We start from the raw sequence: 17176 nt of genomic DNA on the forward strand, positions 1-17176 counted from the left end.
CGAACGGTTTTCCGCACCTCGGGGGCCGGGGGCCGCCGGTGGCGGCCGGCCGGGGCCGGGCGGCGGTCGACGGCGCGGTGGTCAACGGCGCGGCGGGACGGGGACCCGGGCCAGGTCCTCGGCGACCACGATCTCGCCGTCGAAGTGCCGGGCGGCCTCGGCCAGGTGCCCGGCCAGGTCGGGGTAGCGCTGCGAGAAGTGGGTGAGCACCAGTCGCCGCACCCCGGCCGCGGCGGCCACCCGGGCGGCCTGGGCGGCGGTCAGGTGGCCGTGCTCCTCGGCGAGCGCGGCGTCCTGGTCGAGGAAGGTCGACTCGATCACCAACAGGTCGGCGCCCTCGGCGAGTTCGGCCACGCCGTCGCAGAGCCGGGTGTCCATCACGAACGCGAACCTCTGCCCGGGCCGGACCTCGCCGACCTGCTCCGCGGTCACCGTCCGCCCGTCCACCTCGACCCGGCCCTCGCGCTGGAGCACGCCCACCGCGGGGCCCCGCAGGCCGAGTTCGCGCAGCCGCTCGGGCCGCAGCCGGAAGCCGTCCGGCTCGGTCAGCCGGTAGCCGAACGACTCCACGGGGTGCGAGAGCCGCACCGCCTCCAGCGCGAACGGCGCGCCCGGCGCGGGGAGCGGGCCGGAGCCGGCGATCGGGTGCTCGCGGATCTCGGCCGTCGGGTGGTAGGCGCTGGCGTGCCGCAGCCGCTCGAAGAACACCTGCCCGGACGCCGGGTAGTACGCGTCCACCGGGTGCGGCACCCGGTCCAGGTTGATCCGCTGCACCACCCCGGGCAGGCCCAGGCAGTGGTCGCCGTGGAAGTGCGAGACCGCGATCCGGGTGATCCCGGTGGCGCTCACCCCGGCCAGCAGCATCTGCCGCTGGGTGCCCTCCCCCGGGTCGAACAGCAGCCCTTCGCCGTCCCACCGCAGCAGGTACCCGTTGTGGTTGCGGTGCCGGGTCGGCACCTGGCTGGCGGTGCCCAGGACGACGAGCTCACGCTGCGACAACGCTCAGACCAGTCCCTCGGTGAGCGGCTTCCCGCCCAGCACGTGCACGTGCGCGTGGAAGACCGTCTGCCCGGCCTCCGCACCGGTGTTGAAGATCAGCCGGTACGACTCCAGGCCCTCGCCGCGCGCCGCCTCGCCCGCCTCGGTGAGCAGCTCGGCCGCGATCAGCGGCTCGGCGGCGGCCAGTTCGGCCGCGTTCGAGTGGTGCACCCGCGGGATCACCAGCAGGTGCGCGGGCGCCTGCGGGTTGATGTCCCGGAACGTCAGCGTCCGTTCGGTCCTGCGCACCACGGTCGCCGGGACGTCCCCCGACGCGATCTTGCAGAACACACAGTCCGCCTGCGGCTCGCCGGCCATCTCCCGCGCTCCTCACCTGGATCCGTCACTGGTGCCACGACCTTACAGCGGTCGGCGCACCACGATCCGGTAGGTCCGGTGTTCCCGGCGGTCCTCGTCGAAGTCCCCGCAGGCGCTCCGGCAGTTGTCGACCGTCAGCTCGGTGCCGCCGCGGCCCTCCGCCCGGATCGGGCGGGGGGTCCGCAGGCGCGGCGCCCTCATCCCCGGCGTCCGCACGCGCGGCGGCTCACGCGGCGCAGTTCGAGGAGCGCGGCCACCGCCGCCAGCCGGTCGGCCGCCGGGCGCCGTCGGCCGGGCCGGCGGCTCCGGCGGTTCGGCGGCGGCCCGGAGCCCGGCTGGCGGAACGTCTCCCGGGCCGGTCGGTCCGCGCCGGTCAGTCCAGGCCGGGCGCGGTCTTGGCGGGGGTGCGGGCCAGCGACTCCAGGGCGAGCCGGACGGCGGTCTCCAGCTGGGGGTCGCGGCCGGCCGCCCAGTCGTGCGGGGCGATCGGCACCTCGACGTCGGGGGTGACCCCGCGGTTCTCCAGCTGCCAGCCGTAACCCTCCAGCCAGAAGGCGTACTTGGGCTGGGTGACCAGCGTCCCGTCGACCAGCGTGTACCGGCTGTCGATGCCGATCACGCCGCCCCAGGTGCGGGTGCCGACCACCGGGCCGATGCCGAGCGCCTGGATCGCCGCGTTGACGATGTCGCCGTCGGAGCCGGAGAACTCGTCGGCCAGCGCCACCACCGGGCCGCGCGGGGCGTCGCCGGGGTAGGGGTCGGGGCGGGCCAGGTCGCGGCCGTGGTTCCAGCCGACGATCCGGCGGGCCAGCTTCTCCACGATCAGCTGGGAGGTGTGGCCGCCGCGGTTCTCCCGCAGGTCCAGCACCACGCCGTCCAGGGACATCTCGAAGCGCAGGTCGCGGTGGAGCTGCGCCCAGCCCGCGCTCTGCATGTCGGGGACGTGCAGGTAGCCGAGCCGGCCGCCGGACAGTTCGCGGACGGCGGCCCGCCGCCCGGCCACCCAGTCGTGGTAGCGCAGCGCCTCCTCGTCGTCGAGCGGCACCACGACGGGGTGCCGCTCGCCGCCGTCCCGGCCGCTGACGGTGAGCTCGACGGGGTGGTCGGCGGTACCGGCCAGCAGCGGGGCGGGGCCGGTGACCGGGTCGACCGGGCGGCCGTTGACGGCCAGGATCGCGTCGCCGGGGCGGACCGCCGCGCCGGGGGCGGCCAGCGGGGAGCGGGCCCGCGGGTCGGAGGACTCGCCGGGCAGCACCCGCGCCACCCGCCACACCTCGCCGTCGCGCACCAGGTCCGCGCCGAGCCGGCCCTGCTGCCGGGCCGGTTCGGCGCCGCGGCCGGGCGGCAGCACGTACGCGTGCGAGGTGCCGAGCTCGCCGACCGTCTCCCACAGCAGGTCGACCAGGTCGGAGCGGCTGCCGACCCGTTCGACCAACGGCCGGTAGCGGTCCAGGACGCCCGCCCAGTCGACACCGGAGAGGTCGGCGCGCCAGAAGTTGTCGCGCATCAGGCGGCCGTTCTCGTCGAACATCTGCCGCCACTCGGCAGCCGGGTCGACGGTGACCCGGACCCGGTCGAGGTCGACCTCGGTCTCCTCGTCCTCCGCGGCCTTCTGGTCGGCGGGCACGATCCGCAGCGCGCCGTCCTCCAGCACGGCCAGCCGGGTGCCGTCGCCGCTGACGCCGAAGGTGTCGACGCCGCTGAGCAGTTCCTCCGCCCGGCGCCTGCGCAGGTCGAACCGCTCCAGCGCGGTCCGGGCCGGCTCCTCGTCCAGGGAGGCGGCGCTGTCGCCGAGTTCGCCGCTGAACGGGTACCTGGTCCAGAGCACCGCGTCCTTCGCGGCGCGCAGCACCCCGAACCGGCCCGCCTCCACCGGGAACGGCACGATCCGGTCGGCCAGGCCCTCCAGGTCGACCCGGGTGCTCGGCGCGGCCTCCTTCTCCCCGTCCTTGGCGTCCTCCTCCTCGCCGCCGGCCGGCCGCCCGCCGCGCCGCGGGCCGAACGGCGACGGGGTGTCGGCGGCCAGCGTCAGCAGGTACGGGCGGGTGCCGCCGGGGAAGGACAGGTCGAAGGCGTGCTGGTCGTACACCGGGTCGAAGGCGCGCACCGAGAGGAACGCCAGGTGCTTGCCGTCCGCGGTGAAGGCCGGCGAGTAGTCGTGGAAGCGCTGCGGGGTGGCCTCGCTGACGGTGCGCGAGGTCAGGTCGGCGAGCATGACCTGCCGCAGCGACCACGGGCCGAGCACCGGCTGCGACCAGGCCAGCCACCCCGAGTCGGGGCTGAACACCAGCCCGGAGACCTCGCCGTCGCCGCTGCGCGCCAGCTCGTTGACCGCGCCGTCGCTGAGCGCCACCAGCAGCACCCGGCCGTCGTGCGAGGCCACCGCGAGCTGCCGGCCGTCCGGCGAGACCGCCAGGCCGCGGACCCGGCCGAGCCGCCCGGCCGCCAGCCGCCGGCGCTCCGCGCCCAGCACCGCCGGGGCGTACTCCAGCGCGTCCTCGCCCTCCGCGTCGGTGACCCACACCGCGCCCTGCGCGCCGTCCTCGCCGGGGACGGCCCGGGCCAGCCGGGCCCGCGCCCCCGGCGTCTCGTCCAGCACCCGGGCCGGGCCCTCCCGGTGGGTCACCCAGTGCACGGTGCCGCGCACCACCACGGCCGCGGCCCGGCCGGTGCGGTCCGGGGCGGCGCTCTCCACCTGCCCGGCGGCGGGCGTCGGGTGCGGCTGCCGCCGGGTGCGCGGCCCGGCCGTCCGGACGTCCAGCCGGCGCGCCCCGGCGCCCTCCAGGTCGTCCAGCAGCCACAGCTCGCCGGCGCTCTGCCAGATCACCCGGGTGCCGTCGGTGGACGCCTGCCGGGCGTAGAACCCGTGGTCCGCCGGGCCGTGCGCCCGCAGGTCGGAGCCGTCCGGGAGGCTGGAGTACAGCCGTCCGACGCCCTCGTGGTCGGAGAGGAACGCGACCCGGTCGCCGACCCACATCGGGCACTCCAGCTGCCCGTCCAGCCCGGCGTGCAGGCGCTCGAACCGCGCGCCGCCGATCCACAGCTTCCCGGCCCGGCCGCCCCGGTAGCGCTTCCAGTGCGCGGCCTCCCGGTTGTGCGTGCCCAGCAGCACCCGTCCGCCGGCGGCGCCCTCCGGCACCGGTTCGAACGCCAGCGAGCCGATCGGCCCGTACGGCAGCCGGGTCGGCTCCCCGCCGTCCAGCGGCACCGCGAACGCCCAGGTCCGCCGGACGGTCTCCTGCCCCGCGGTGGTGATCGCGATCGGCCGCCCGTCCGCGCTCCACCCCACCAGCGCGGTGGACGGGCTCCCCCAGTACGTCAACCGCCGGGCCGCGCCGCCCTCCACCGGTGCCACGTGCACCTCCGGCGCGCCGTCCCGGGTCGAGGTCCAGGCCAGTGACCGCCCGTCCGGGGCGAACCGCACCGCCCCCGAGGGCGCCTGGTCCGCCGTCAACCGCCAGGCCCGCCCGCCGTCGACGGGCGCCAGCCAGACGTCGTCCTCGGCGACGAAAGCCACGGCGTCGCCGTGCAGGTGGGGGTGGCGCAGATAGCCGCGCGTCGATTCCGTCATCCTGCCACCCTAGGCGGCGCGGCTCACGGATCGTCAGAGGTTGCGGGAGCCCGCGACCCGCGGCCGGGGCGGCGCGTCCCGGCTCCCGGCGCCGGGTCCGGAGGAGCGGGCCTACCCCCAGCGGCCGGTGCGGCCGAGCAGCAGGGAGCCGGCGGCGACGCCCGCCGTGGAGGTGCGCAGCACGGAGGGACCCAGCCGGTACGGCGCGGCGCCGGCCTCGGCGAAGGCGGCGAGCTCGTCCGGGGAGACGCCCCCCTCGGGCCCGACCACCAGGACGATCTCGCCCCCGGCCGGGAGCTGCGCGGTGGCGAGCGGCAGCGCGCCCTCCTCGTGCAGGACGGCCGCGAAGTCCGCGGCGGCGAGCAGCGGCAGCAGCTGCCGGGTGGTCACCGGGTCGCTGACCTCCGGGAAGCGCAGCCGGCGCGACTGCTTGCCGGCCTCGCGGGCGGTGGCCCGCCACTTGGCGAGCGCCTTGGCGCCGCGCTCGCCCTTCCACTGGGTGATGCAGCGGGCGGCGGCCCAGGGCACGACCGCGTCGACGCCGGCCTCGGTCATGGTCTCGACGGCGAGCTCGCCGCGGTCGCCCTTGGGCAGCGCCTGGACGACGGTGATCCGGGGCGCGGGGGCGGGCTCGTCGCGGACGGCGGTGACCAGGACGTCGAGGGCGTCCTTGCCGTGCAGCGCGGCGACGGTGCCGTCCGCGCCGCGGCCGCGCCCGTCGGCGAGGGTGAGCGCCTCGCCGGGCTCCAGGCGCTTGACGGCGACGGCGTGCCGGCCCTCGGGGCCGTCCAGCCGGACGGTGGCGCCGGGGGCGGCCCCGGTCAGGTCGTCGACGACGAACACCGGTGCGGTCATCGGTACAGCAGCCCTCTCAGCAGTGGGTCGTCCGGCGGAACGGGCCGGGAGCGGCGAGGTCCTCGACCTCGCCGCTCCCGGCCCGGGAGGCCCCTCCGGCGCGGGAGGGGCGGGTCTCACCGGCCGTTGAAGGCGTCCTTCAACCGGGAGAACAGGCCCTGCTGGCCGGGCGCGAACTGCCCGGACGGACGCTCCTCGCCGCGCAGCAGGGCGAGCCGCCGCAGCAGATCCTCCTGCTCCGGGTCGAGCTTGGTGGGCGTCTGCACCTCGACGTGCACTATCAGGTCGCCCCGGCCGCCGCCGCGCAGGTGGGTGATGCCCCGGCCGTGCAGCGGGATCGACTGGCCGGACTGGGTGCCGGGCCGGATGTCGACCTCCTCCAGGCCGTCCAGGGTCTGGAGCGGCACCTGGGTGCCGAGCGACGCGGCGGTCATCGGGATGGTGACGGTGCAGTGCAGGTCGTCGCCGCGCCGCTGGAAGGTCGGGTGGCTGGTCTCGGCGATCTCCACGTACAGGTCGCCGGCGGGGCCGCCGCCGGGGCCGACCTCGCCCTCGCCGGCCAGCTGGATCCGGGTGCCGTTGTCGACACCGGCCGGGATCTTGACCGTGAGGGTGCGGCGGGCGCGGACCCGGCCGTCGCCGGCGCACTCGGGGCACGGGGTGGGGACGACGGTGCCGAAGCCCTGGCACTGCGGGCAGGGGCGGGAGGTCATGACCTGGCCCAGGAAGGACCGGGTGACCTGGGAGACCTCGCCCTTGCCGCGGCACATGTCGCAGGTCTGCGCGGAGGTGCCGGGCGCGGCGCCCTCGCCGTTGCAGGTGGTGCAGGTGACGGCGGTGTCGACCTGGAGTTCCTTGGTGGTGCCGAACGCGGCCTCCTCCAGGGTGATCTCCAGCCGGATCATGGCGTCCTGGCCGCGGCGGGTGCGCGAGCGGGGGCCGCGCTGGCCGGTCGCGGCGCCGAAGAAGGCGTCCATGATGTCGGAGAAGCCGAACCCGGCCGCGCCCGCGCCGAAGCCGCCCGCGCCGCCGCCGTTCGGCGACAGCGGGTCGCCGCCGAGGTCGTAGACCTGACGCTTCTGCGGGTCGGAGAGCACCTCGTAGGCGGCGTTGATCTCCTTGAACCGCTCCTGCGTCTTCGGGTCCGGGTTGACGTCCGGGTGCAGTTCACGGGCGAGGCGCCGGAACGCCTTCTTGATCTCGTCCTGCCCCGCGTCGCGTCGGACGCCGAGTACCGCGTAGTAGTCCGTGGCCACCAAATGCTCCGGTTTGTTCCGCCTCTAGAAGTGCCTGCGACAGCACGCTGCTTGTTGCGCCGTTCCGCTGCGGCCGCGCCGTTACGACTCCGCCAGGATCTGGCCGACGTACCGTGCCACCGCGCGCACCGCCCCCATTGTGCCCGGGTAATCCATCCGGGTCGGACCGATCACTCCCAGCTTTGCCACGCTCTGGTCGCCCGAACCGTAACCGACGGAGACCACCGACGTGGAATTGAGCCCCTCGTGCGCGATCTCGTGGCCGATCCGGACCGTCATCGCCGAGTCCGCCGTCTCGCCCAGCAGGCGCAACAGCACCACCTGCTCCTCCAGCGCCTCCAGGACCGGCCGGATGGTGAGCGGGAAGTCATGGCCGAAACGCGTCAGGTTGGCGGTGCCCGCCAGCATGATCCGTTCCTCGTTCTGTTCGGCCAGCGCCTCGAACAGGACCGTCAGCACGGTGCTGACGGCGGGCCGGTCGGCGGGCTCGAAGCTCGCCGGCAGGTCCTCCAGGACGGTCGGCACCTCGGGCAGCCGGCAGCCGCCCGCCATGCCGTTGAGCCTGGCCCGCAGGTCTCCGAGCAGGGCCTCGCCGACCGGGGCCGGGCAGTCGACCATCCGCTGTTCGACCCGGCCGGTGTTGGTGATCAGCACCAGCATCAGCTTGGTCGGGGTGAGCGACACCAGTTCGATGTGCCGCACGGTGGAGCGGGTCAGCGACGGGTACTGGACCACCGCGACCTGCCGGGTGAGCTGGGCGAGCAGCCGCACCGTCCGGGCCACCACGTCGTCCAGGTCGACCGCGCCCTCCAGGAAGTGCCGGATCGCCCGGCGCTCGGGGGCGGTCATCGGCTTGACCTCGGCGAGCCGGTCGACGAAGAGCCGGTAGCCCTTGTCGGTGGGGATCCGGCCCGCGCTGGTGTGCGGCTGGTGGATGTACCCGTCGTCCTCCAGCGCGGACATGTCGTTGCGGACCGTGGCCGGGGAGACGCCGAGGTTGTGCCGCTCCACCAGGGCCTTGGAGCCGACCGGCTCCTCGGTGCCCACGTAGTCCTGGACGATCGCCCGGAGCACCGCGAGGCGCCGCTCGTCGAGCGGACGGGCGGTCGGGCGCGTGTCGATCAGTCGGCCGTCGGGCTTGCCGTCGTCCGGCATGGGGCACGCACCTCCGTCGTCGTCCGTTGACCCGGTGTCTGACCCGGCTTGGCACTCCACTGGTCAGAGTGCCAGGACCGTACCTGCCAGTGTACGGCCCGGGCCTGACGGCAGGAACGGTCCGCCCCCGTGATCCTGGACCGAAGGACCGGCGACGCGCCCGGGACGTGTCGCTTTCCCACCGAATTCCCATCGTTTCGGATGGTGCCCGCGGGCCCGCCCGGTGGCAGCATCGAAGGCGAGCGGGGCGGACGGCGCGGCAGCGCGGTCCGGCACCGCGCGAGGCACGAGGAGGAGCAGCGATGTCGGTGCCACAGCACTCCAGGTTCACCCCCGACCGCGGGCTGACCGGCCGGATGGTCACCACCATGTTCCTGATCGGGCTGGTCTACGTGGGCTTCACCGGCCTGCTGATCGTGCTGCTGCGCGGCGCCTGGCCGCTGGTGGTGCTGATCTCCGGCGGCCTGTTCGTCGCGCAGTTCTGGTTCTCCGACAAGATCACCGAACGGGCGATGGGCGCCCACCAGGTCACCCCCGAGCAGTACCCGCAGCTGCACGGCGCGGTCGACCGGCTGTGCGCGCTGGCCGACATGCCCAAGCCGCGGGTCGCGGTCGCCGACAACGACATGCCCAACGCCTTCGCCACCGGCCGCAACCCGCAGAACGCGGTGATCTGCGTGACCACCGGCCTGCTGCGCCGGCTGGAGCCGGAGGAGCTGGAGGGCGTGCTGGCCCACGAGCTGTCGCACGTCGCGCACCGGGACGTCGCGGTGATGACGGTGGCCGGGTTCCTCGGCGTGCTGGCCGGCGCGATGACCAGGATCGCCCTGTACGGCGGCATGATGGGCGGCGGCAACCGCAACAGCAACGACCAGAACGCGGCGATCGCCATGGTGCTGATCCCGCTGGCCTCGATGGTGGTGTACGCGATCAGCTTCCTGCTCACCAGGCTGCTGTCCCGCTACCGCGAGCTGGCCGCCGACCGGGCCGCCGCCCAGCTGACCGGCCGGCCCGCCGCGCTGGCCTCGGCGCTGACCAAGGTGACCGGGCAGATCTCCGCCATCCCGACCAAGGACCTGCGCCAGGCCCAGCCGTACAACGCCTTCTACTTCGCCCCGGCGCTGAGCGCCAGGGAGACCGCCTCCCAGCTGCTCTCCACCCACCCCTCGCTGGAGCAGCGCCTCGCCCAGCTGCGGAAGGTCTCCGACGAACTCGGGCACTGAACCCGCCCCCGCCGGAGCGACCGCGGCCACCGCGGCCACGGAAATCACCGAAGTCACCCGAAGTCACACCAAGTCACCGAAGAAGGAGCTCGCGGCGTGGGATTCCTGGACGCCCTGTTCGGCCGGACCAAGCCGGTGAAGCCCGATCTCGACCAGCTGTTCGGCATCCCGTCGGCGGCGCTGACCCTGCAGGCCGCCAAGGGGTTCCTCCCGACCGGCCTGGGCTCGGTCTGCTTCGCCGCGGTCGAGGGCGCGGCCTTCACCGAGGTGCAGCAGCAGGTGCGGGCGCTGCTGGACGCGGACACCGGGCGCGGCGGCGTCCCCGTCGAGGCGTCCCGGGACGGGTACGGGTACTCCTGGCTGCTCTCCCGGCACACCCCCGAGGAGCTGCCCGACCTGGTCAACGACCTGCACGCGGTCAACAGCGAGCTGGAGGCGAACGGTTTCGGGCCGCAGCTGCTCTGCTCGCTGGTCGCCTTCCGGGACGCCGAGGGCCGCTCGCTGGCCCTGGTGTACCTGTACAAGCGCGGCACCTTCTACCCGATGTGCAAGGTCGCCGGGCAGGAGAAGCGGGACAACCCGCTGGAGATCGAGGTCTCCCACCTGCTCCGCGACGACCTGCGGATCGAGCCGGACCTCTCCCGCTGGTTCCCGGTCTGGGGCGCGCCGGGCCTGGAGGACTGACCCCCGTCAGTGCGCCCGGGCCCGGTACGCCTGCACGGCGGCGTCCAGAACGGTCTGCAGGTCGTCGGTCGGCCGGTCGGTGCCGACCTGCTGCACCGTCAGGACCACGTCGCCGAACCGGACGAACGCGGTCTCTTCGACCCACGGGTGGACGCCGTCGGGCGGCGGCATCGAGGTGATCCGCACCCGCAGGCTGTCGCCGACCTGGATCGCGGTCGCGCTCTCCTGCAACACCGAGCCGTCCACCAGCACCGTGCTGAAGTCCGCGCAGCGTCCGACCGCCGCACGAACCGCGTCCAGGGCGGCGGCCGCCCGTCCGAACGGGTAGCGGTCGAGCACCTCCTGCCCGCCCCAGCCGAAGTCGTCGTCGCCGACGGGTTGGCGCTCCAGGCCCACCGCGACGTCCTCCAACGGCTTGGCGTGCGTGGTCAGGAAGGACGTGATGCCCAGCTCGGAACAGGGCATCGACTCCAGCGGCTCGGTGTTCGGCACGTAGGTGGAGGCGGCGCGCGGCGCGCGGGTGGTGGTCGACTGCACCTCCGAGGTGTTCAGGGTGAAGCCCTTCGGCAGCCGGTCCGCCGTCAGCAGGTCCGCGCGCAGCGACGGCGGCGCCGGATCGGCCTTCTTCGAGCCGTCGGCCGTACAGGCCGTCCCGCCCAGCAGCAGCACTGCGGCGACCGCCGCCACCTGCCAGCGCCCGTTCATCGTTCCGTCCCCGCTCCTGCGTGATCATCGGAGTGTGATCGTCGGGCAATGTCCCACACCGGTGACGGCCTCCCGCTCCCGGGGTGGCACCCGTGACCGACCGGACCGCGCCGGATCCACCTCGGCGACACCACGGCCGCCCACCTCGACGGCCTCGATGGCCGGGCCCGCACCCTCGCCCCGCCGACGTCCTCGCCACCGCCGCCCCCGCAACCGTGCTGACGCGACGTCAGGCCGACCGACGTTTCGTAGACTGCGATCCATGCGGAGCAGGGAGTACGGGCCGGATCTGACCCCGCCGTGGAAGCGGCAGCAGCCCGCGCCGGAGGTGGCGGCGGAGCGGGACCTGGTGGTGGAGGAGGTGGCGACCGGGTTCTGCGGGGCGGTGGTGCGCTGCGAGCGGACGGCCGAGGGGTTCACCGTCACGCTGGAGGACCGGTTCGGCAAGCACCGGGTGTTCCCGCTGGTGCCGCGCGGGTTCCTGCTGGAGGGGCGGGTGGTGACGCTGGTGCGGCCCGCCGCGGCGGCGCCGGCCGCGCCGCGCGGTCCGGGGCGCACGGCGTCCGGTTCGGTCGCGGTGCCGGGGGCGCGGGCCCGGGTGGCCCGCGAGTCGCGGATCTACGTCGAGGGCCGGCACGACGCCGAGCTGGTCGAACGGGTCTGGGGCGACGACCTGCGGATCGAGGGCGTGGTGGTGGAGTACTTGGAGGGCGTGGACGACCTGCCCGCCATCGTCGAGGCGTTCGCCCCCGGCCCGGGCCGCCGGCTGGGCGTGCTGGTCGACCACCTGCTGCCCGGCACCAAGGAGCACCGGATCGCCGCCCGGGTGACCGGCGAGCACGTCCTGGTGGTCGGCCACCCCTACGTCGACATCTGGCAGGCCGTGAAACCCGCCGGGCTGGGCTTCGCGGCCTGGCCGGAGGTGCCGCGCGGCGAGGTGTGGAAGGAGGGCGTCTGCCGCCGGCTGGGCTGGCCGGTGGACACCCCCGCCGCCTGGAAGCGCATCCTCGCCTCGGTCGACGGCTGGAAGGACCTGGAGCCGGAACTGCTCGGCCGGGTCGAGGAGTTGATCGACTTCGTCACGCTGCCGGGTGGCGGCGGGGCCTGAGTCCCCGGTCCGGGTCAGTCGACCAGGTCGCGGACCACCCCGTCCGCCAGCAGCCGTCCGCGCAGGGTCAGCGCGGCCCGGCCCGCCGCGTACGGGGCGGGCTCCAGCAGTCCGTCGGCGAGGGCCCGGTCGGCGGCGGCCCGGCCGTCGGGGGTGAGCAGGTCGAGCGGGCAGCCCTCGGCGAGGCGCAGTTCGAGCAGGATGCGCTCGACCCGGCGGTCCTCGTCGGCCAGCACCTCGCGGCCGAGGGCGGGGGTGCGCCCCTCGGCGAGGGCCTGGGCGTACGCGGCGGGGTGCTTGGCGTTCCACCAGCGGACGCCGCCGACGTGGCTGTGCGCGCCGGGGCCGGCGCCCCACCAGTCGGCGCCGGTCCAGTACAGCTCGTTGTGGCGGCAGCGGCCCTCGGGGGTGGTGGCCCAGTTGGAGACCTCGTACCAGGCGTACCCGGCGGCGGTCAGCGCCCGGTCGGCCATCAGGTAGCGGTCGGCGTGCACGTCGTCGTCGATCATCGGCAGTTCGCCGCGCTTGACCCGGGCGGCGAGGCGGGTGCCGTCCTCGACGATCAGCGAGTAGGCGGAGACGTGGTCCGGGCCGGCGCCGATCGCCGCGTCCAGCGAGGCCTGCCAGTCCTGGTCGGACTCGCCGGGGGTGCCGTAGATCAGGTCCAGGTTGACGTGGTCGAAGCCGGCCGCGCGGGCCTCGGCGACGCAGGCCTCGGGGCGGCCGGGGGTGTGGTGGCGGTCGAGCAGGGCGAGCACGTGCGGGCGGGCGCTCTGCATGCCGAAGGAGATCCGGTTGTAGCCGCCCGCGCGCAGTTCGGCCAGGTAGGCCGGGTCGACGGACTCCGGGTTGGCCTCGGTGGTGACCTCCGCGCCGGGGGCGAGGCCGAACTCCTCGCGCAGCGCGGCCAGCATCCGCACCAGGTCGCGGGCGGGCAGCAGGGTCGGGGTGCCGCCGCCGAGGAAGACCGTCTCGACCGGCAGCTCGGTGTCGCCGAGGACCCGGCGGGCCTGCCGGATCTCGGCGATCACGTTGTCCGCGTAGGTCTCCTGCGAGGCGACCGCGCCGGAGGAGCGCAGTTCGGTGGCGGTGTAGGTGTTGAAGTCGCAGTAGCCGCAGCGGCTGGCGCAGTACGGCACGTGCAGGTAGAAGCCGAACGGCCGCTCGCCGAGTCCGTGCAGGGCGTGGGCGGGCAGCGAGCCGTCGGACGGCACCGGTTCGCCGTCGGGGAGTGCGGAGGGCATGCGTCCATTGTCCGGTAGCGGCCGGCGAAACCCGAAAAGGGTCCGCCGGCCGCACCGGACGGGCGGGGCTCAGGCCTCGTTGGTGCCCGCGTACATCGCGCTGACCTCGTCGGCGTACGTCCGCTCGACCACCGGGCGCTTGATCTTCAGGCTCGGGGTGAGCTCGCCGTGCTCGATGTCCAGGTCGCGCGGGAGCAGCGCGAACTTCTTGATCGTCTGCCAGCGCTGGAGCTCGCCGTTGAGGCGCTTGACGAAGCCGTCGATCAGCTCGACGGTGGCCGGGTCGGCGACCACCTCGGCGTACGGCTTGCCGGCCAGGCCGTGCTCGGCGGCCCACGGCATGATCACCGTCTCGTCCAGGCCGATCAGCGCGGTGCAGTAGTTGCGGCCGTTGCCGATCACCAGGATGTTGCTGACGAACGGGCAGATCGCCTTGAACTTGCCCTCGACCTCGCTGGGCGCGACGTACTTGCCGCCGGAGGTCTTGAACATGTCCTTCTTGCGGTCGGTGATCCGCAGGTAGCCGCCCTCGCCGAGCTCGCCGATGTCGCCGGTGTGGAACCAGCCGTCCGGCTCCAGCACCTCGGCGGTCTGCTCGGGCATCCGGTGGTAGCCGCGCATGACGCCCGGGCCGCGCAGCAGGATCTCGCCGTCCTCGGCGATCCGCACCTCGGTGCCGGGCAGCGGCAGGCCGACGGTGCCGACCCGGAAGTCCTCGGCCCGGTTGACCGTGGAGCCGGCCGAGGTCTCGGTCAGGCCGTAGCCCTCCAGCACCGGGACGCCCGCGCCCTTGAAGAAGTAGCCGATCTCCGGTGCCAGGGCCGCGCTGCCCGACACCGCGCCGCGCAGCCGGCCGCCGAACGCGGCCCGGATCTTGGTGTACACCAGCCGGTCGGCCAGCGAGTGCCGCAGCCGCAGGCCCAGCGGGGCGCTCTCCCGCCCGGTGGCGACCTGGGCCGCCTGGACGGTCTGCGCGTACTCGCGGGCCGTCCCGGCCGCCCACAGGAAGATCTTGTACTTGGCGCCGCCCTCGGCCCGGGCCCGGCCCGCGATGCCGTTGTAGACCTTCTCGAAGATCCGCGGCGCGGAGGCCATCAGGGTCGGGCGGATCACCGGCAGGTTGTGGATGATCCGGTCCACCCGGCCGTCCACCGCCATCACGTGGCCGGTGGCGATCTGGCCGGAGATCAGCGTCTTGCCGAACACGTGCGACAGCGGCAGCCACATGAACTGCACGTCGTCCGCGCGCAGCAGCCCGCTCTCCTCCTGCGCCACGCCCTCGTAGGACCAGCAGTCGTGCACCAGGCGCACGCCCTTGGGGCGGCCGGTGGTGCCGGAGGTGTAGATCAGGGTGGCGAGCTGCTCCTTGTCGAGCGAGTCGACGGCCTTCTCCACCGCGTCGGGGTGCTCGGCCAGGTAGGCGGTGCCGCGCTCCTCCAGCTCGGCGAGGGTGAGCACGGTCAGTCCCTCGGCCTGCGGGACGCCGCCGGCGGGGGCCTCGAACAGGACCACCCACTCCAGTTCGGGCAGCGCGTCCTTCTGCTCGGCGGCCTTGCGCAGCTGGCCCTCGTCCTCGGCGAACAGCGCGCGGCTGCCGGAGTCGGCCAGGATGAACGCGGTCTCGTCGGAGTTGGTGCTCGGGTAGACGGTGGTGGTGGCCGCGCCGGCGCACATGTTGCCGAGGTCGGCGAGGATCCACTCGATCCTGGTCGCGGAGGCGATCGCCACCCGGTCCTCGGCGCGGATGCCCAGCGCCATCAGGCCGGCCGCGACCGCGGTGATCCGCCGGTGCGCCTGCGCCCAGGTCAGCGAGCGCCACTGCTCGGCACCCGGAGCGCTGTCCGCGGCCTGCTCGTCCACCGGAACCGGGTACCGGTAGGCCTCACCGTTCGGAGTGGCCTTTACCCTGCTGAGCAACAGGTGCGCCACGGAGGGCGGGCGCCGCTCGATCATGGACTGCGCGGAACTCAACGAGGACCTCCGGGGGCGGGTGGACCGAGAGCGGGCGGGCGCCGGCCGCGGGGGCCGCCCGACACCGACTTAACCGGCGAGTAACAAAGGGCACCAGCAGCCTAGGGGGTGGAAAGCCGATCCGTAAGGGGGTGACGTGAGCTGGCACACTCCCAGGTCGGCAGTGCAGCAGCTGCCCGAACGTGAAGCTTTCTCCCCAGTACCCGAAATCGGGATGCGCCCATCCCCTCCGCAGACGAGAGTGTCACGGTGCTTTTCAGACTCCTACGCGCCCATCTGGGCCCCTACTCCCGGGACATCACCCTGCTGGTGCTGCTCCAGCTGGTGTCCACCATCGGCATGCTCTACCTGCCGACGCTGAACGCGGACATCATCGACAGCGGCGTGCTCAAGGGCGACACCGGCTACATCCTGCGGGTCGGCGCGGTCATGGTCGGCGTGTCGCTGGCCCAGGCCGCCTGCTCGATCGGCGCGGTCTACTACGGCGCGCGCACCGCCATGTCCGTCGGCCGGGACGTCCGCGCCGCGGTGTTCTCCCGGGTGCAGGACTTCTCCGCCCGCGAGCTCAACCAGTTCGGCGCGCCCTCGCTGATCACCCGCACCACCAACGACGTCCAGCAGGTGCAGATGCTGGCGCTGATGACCTTCACGCTGATGGTCGCCGCGCCGATCATGTGCGTCGGCGGCGTGGTCATGGCGCTGAACCAGGACGTGCCGCTGTCCGGCCTGCTGCTCGCCGTGGTCCCGCTGCTCGGTGCGGTGGTCACGGTGCTGGTCGGCAAGATGCGGCCGCAGTTCCGCGGCATGCAGACCCGGATCGACGCGGTCAACCGGATCATGCGCGAGCAGATCACCGGCATCCGGGTCATCCGGGCCTTCGTCAAGGACGACCACGAGCAGGCCCGCTTCAGCGGTGCCAACGGCGAACTCGCCGACTACTCGCTGCGGGTCGGCCGGCTGATGTCGCTGATGTTCCCGATCGTGATGGGCGTGGTGAACGTCTCCAGCGTCGCCGTCTTCTGGTTCGGCGCGCACCGCATCCAGAGCGGCGGCATGCAGATCGGCGCGCTCACCGCGTTCCTCTCCTACCTGATGCAGATCCTGATGAGCGTCATGATGGCCACCTTCATGTTCATGATGGTGCCGCGCGCCGAGGTCTGCGCCGAGCGCATCCAGGAGGTGCTGGACACCGAGTCCAGCGTCGTCCCGCCGCTGCGGCCGGTCACCGAGCTGCACGCCCGCGGCACCCTGGAGCTGCGCGGCGTCGACTTCCGCTACCCGGGCGCCGAGGTCCCGGTGCTGCGCGGCATCGACCTGACCGCCCGGCCCGGCGAGACCACCGCCGTCATCGGCTCCACCGGCTCCGGCAAGACCACCCTGCTCGGACTCGTCCCCCGGCTGTTCGACGCCACCGGCGGCACCGTCCTGATCGACGGCGTGGACGTGCGCGAGCTCGACCCGCGGAAGCTGTCCGAGATCATCGGCCTCGTCCCGCAGAAGCCGTACCTGTTCTCCGGCACCGTCGCCTCCAACCTGCGCTACGGCAAGCCCGAGGCCACCGACGAGGAGCTCTGGCAGGCGCTGGAGACCGCGCAGGCCGCGGACTTCGTCCGGAAGCTCCCCGAGGGCCTGGACGCCCCGATCGCCCAGGGCGGCACCAACGTCTCCGGCGGCCAGCGCCAGCGCCTGGCGATCGCCCGCGCGCTGGTCCGCAGGCCCGAGGTCTACCTGTTCGACGACTCCTTCTCGGCCCTCGACTACGCCACCGACGCCCGGCTGCGCGCCGCGCTCGCCCGGGAGACCGGGGACGCCACCGTGGTGATCGTCGCCCAGCGGGTCTCCACCATCCGCGACGCCGACCGGATCGTCGTCCTCGACGAGGGCGCCGTCGTCGGCACCGGCACCCACCAGGAGCTGATGGCCGACAACCCGACGTACCGGGAGATCGTGCTCTCCCAGCTCACCGAGCAGGAGGCGGCGTGACCAGCCCCGAGAACCACGGGAACCCCGGGAACTCCGAGAACCACGGGAACGACGGGAACGACGGG

General features: G+C 74.0%; 14 protein-coding genes. 4 read left to right on the forward strand and 10 right to left on the reverse strand.

Features of this window, described 5'->3' with window-relative positions; all coding sequences use genetic code 11:
* Positions 1 to 81: 81 nt before the first annotated feature.
* The 7 genes from ACIQVD_RS03405 to hrcA all read right to left on the reverse strand — a co-directional run bounded on the left by ACIQVD_RS03405 (position 82) and on the right by hrcA (position 8193).
* A complete protein-coding gene (locus ACIQVD_RS03405) occupies positions 82 to 999 on the reverse strand; it encodes a ribonuclease Z (RefSeq protein WP_400686562.1) in 918 nt (305 codons plus the stop codon).
* Between the two features lie 3 nt (positions 1000 to 1002).
* The gene (locus tag ACIQVD_RS03410; RefSeq protein ID WP_400686560.1) at positions 1003 to 1356 is read right to left on the reverse strand and encodes an HIT domain-containing protein; all 354 of its coding nucleotides are present in this window, start codon (positions 1354 to 1356) and stop codon (positions 1003 to 1005) included.
* A 42-nt stretch (positions 1357 to 1398) separates the two neighbouring features.
* Positions 1399 to 1557: a hypothetical protein gene (locus tag ACIQVD_RS03415; protein WP_402285694.1), complete on the reverse strand. Its 159-nt coding sequence runs from the start codon at positions 1555 to 1557 to the stop codon at positions 1399 to 1401.
* Between the two features lie 172 nt (positions 1558 to 1729).
* Positions 1730 to 4927 carry a PDZ domain-containing protein gene (locus tag ACIQVD_RS03420; protein WP_400686556.1) on the reverse strand — a complete coding sequence of 1066 codons (3198 nt, stop codon included), beginning with the start codon at positions 4925 to 4927 and terminating at the stop codon, positions 1730 to 1732.
* 111 nt (positions 4928 to 5038) lie between these two features.
* A complete protein-coding gene (locus ACIQVD_RS03425; RefSeq protein WP_400686554.1) occupies positions 5039 to 5782 on the reverse strand; it encodes a 16S rRNA (uracil(1498)-N(3))-methyltransferase in 744 nt (247 codons plus the stop codon).
* 116 nt (positions 5783 to 5898) lie between these two features.
* Positions 5899 to 7038, reverse strand: a complete 1140-nt coding sequence (gene dnaJ, locus ACIQVD_RS03430) for a molecular chaperone DnaJ (RefSeq protein ID WP_100836099.1) — start codon at positions 7036 to 7038, stop codon at positions 5899 to 5901.
* 81 nt (positions 7039 to 7119) lie between these two features.
* Positions 7120 to 8193 (reverse strand): heat-inducible transcriptional repressor HrcA, encoded by a 1074-nt coding sequence (gene hrcA / locus ACIQVD_RS03435; RefSeq protein ID WP_400686552.1) that lies wholly within the window; start codon positions 8191 to 8193, stop codon positions 7120 to 7122.
* 302 nt (positions 8194 to 8495) lie between these two features.
* On the opposite strand from hrcA, the gene htpX reads away from it, so the two are divergent.
* Both htpX and ACIQVD_RS03445 read left to right on the forward strand, forming a co-directional pair.
* Positions 8496 to 9416: a zinc metalloprotease HtpX gene (gene htpX, locus ACIQVD_RS03440; protein ID WP_402285698.1), complete on the forward strand. Its 921-nt coding sequence runs from the start codon at positions 8496 to 8498 to the stop codon at positions 9414 to 9416.
* A gap of 96 nt (positions 9417 to 9512) precedes the next feature.
* Entirely contained in the window at positions 9513 to 10100 is a 588-nt protein-coding gene (locus tag ACIQVD_RS03445) for a hypothetical protein (RefSeq protein WP_400686548.1), read from the forward strand.
* Positions 10101 to 10106: 6 nt separating this feature from the next.
* Here the strand turns inward: ACIQVD_RS03445 and ACIQVD_RS03450 are convergent, their stop codons facing one another.
* Positions 10107 to 10805: a hypothetical protein gene (locus ACIQVD_RS03450; RefSeq protein ID WP_402285700.1), complete on the reverse strand. Its 699-nt coding sequence runs from the start codon at positions 10803 to 10805 to the stop codon at positions 10107 to 10109.
* Positions 10806 to 11067: 262 nt separating this feature from the next.
* Here ACIQVD_RS03450 and ACIQVD_RS03455 point away from each other — a divergent pair, with 262 nt between their 5' ends.
* On the forward strand, positions 11068 to 11913 hold the full coding sequence (locus ACIQVD_RS03455; protein ID WP_402285702.1) for a DUF3097 domain-containing protein: 846 nt from the start codon (positions 11068 to 11070) through the stop codon (positions 11911 to 11913).
* Between the two features lie 14 nt (positions 11914 to 11927).
* On the opposite strand, the gene hemW is transcribed toward ACIQVD_RS03455, so the two are convergent.
* Both hemW and ACIQVD_RS03465 read right to left on the reverse strand, forming a co-directional pair.
* Positions 11928 to 13157: a radical SAM family heme chaperone HemW gene (gene hemW / locus ACIQVD_RS03460; protein WP_100836104.1), complete on the reverse strand. Its 1230-nt coding sequence runs from the start codon at positions 13155 to 13157 to the stop codon at positions 11928 to 11930.
* A gap of 69 nt (positions 13158 to 13226) precedes the next feature.
* Complete coding sequence (locus tag ACIQVD_RS03465) at positions 13227 to 15128, reverse strand: AMP-dependent synthetase/ligase (protein ID WP_400686540.1); 1902 nt, start codon at positions 15126 to 15128, stop codon at positions 13227 to 13229.
* A 249-nt stretch (positions 15129 to 15377) separates the two neighbouring features.
* On the opposite strand from ACIQVD_RS03465, the gene ACIQVD_RS03470 reads away from it, so the two are divergent.
* Positions 15378 to 17111, forward strand: coding sequence for an ABC transporter ATP-binding protein (locus ACIQVD_RS03470; RefSeq protein WP_400686538.1), 1734 nt, complete (start codon positions 15378 to 15380; stop codon positions 17109 to 17111).
* Positions 17112 to 17176: the final 65 nt, after the last annotated feature.

The sequence above is a fragment of the Kitasatospora sp. NPDC090308 genome (assembly GCF_044769485.1).
In the GTDB taxonomy this organism is placed as follows: domain Bacteria; phylum Actinomycetota; class Actinomycetes; order Streptomycetales; family Streptomycetaceae; genus Kitasatospora; species Kitasatospora fiedleri.

Coding starts and splice junctions, on each gene's coding strand:
- hrcA (WP_400686552.1), bottom strand. CDS start 8,193: ATGCCGGACGACGGCAAGCCCGACGGCCGACTGATCGACACGCGCCCG.
- htpX (WP_402285698.1), top strand. CDS start 8,496: ATGTCGGTGCCACAGCACTCCAGGTTCACCCCCGACCGCGGGCTGACC.
- ACIQVD_RS03415 (WP_402285694.1), bottom strand. CDS start 1,557: ATGAGGGCGCCGCGCCTGCGGACCCCCCGCCCGATCCGGGCGGAGGGC.
- ACIQVD_RS03420 (WP_400686556.1), bottom strand. CDS start 4,927: ATGACGGAATCGACGCGCGGCTATCTGCGCCACCCCCACCTGCACGGC.
- ACIQVD_RS03410 (WP_400686560.1), bottom strand. CDS start 1,356: ATGGCCGGCGAGCCGCAGGCGGACTGTGTGTTCTGCAAGATCGCGTCG.
- ACIQVD_RS03455 (WP_402285702.1), top strand. CDS start 11,068: ATGCGGAGCAGGGAGTACGGGCCGGATCTGACCCCGCCGTGGAAGCGG.
- ACIQVD_RS03450 (WP_402285700.1), bottom strand. CDS start 10,805: ATGAACGGGCGCTGGCAGGTGGCGGCGGTCGCCGCAGTGCTGCTGCTG.
- ACIQVD_RS03425 (WP_400686554.1), bottom strand. CDS start 5,782: ATGACCGCACCGGTGTTCGTCGTCGACGACCTGACCGGGGCCGCCCCC.
- hemW (WP_100836104.1), bottom strand. CDS start 13,157: ATGCCCTCCGCACTCCCCGACGGCGAACCGGTGCCGTCCGACGGCTCG.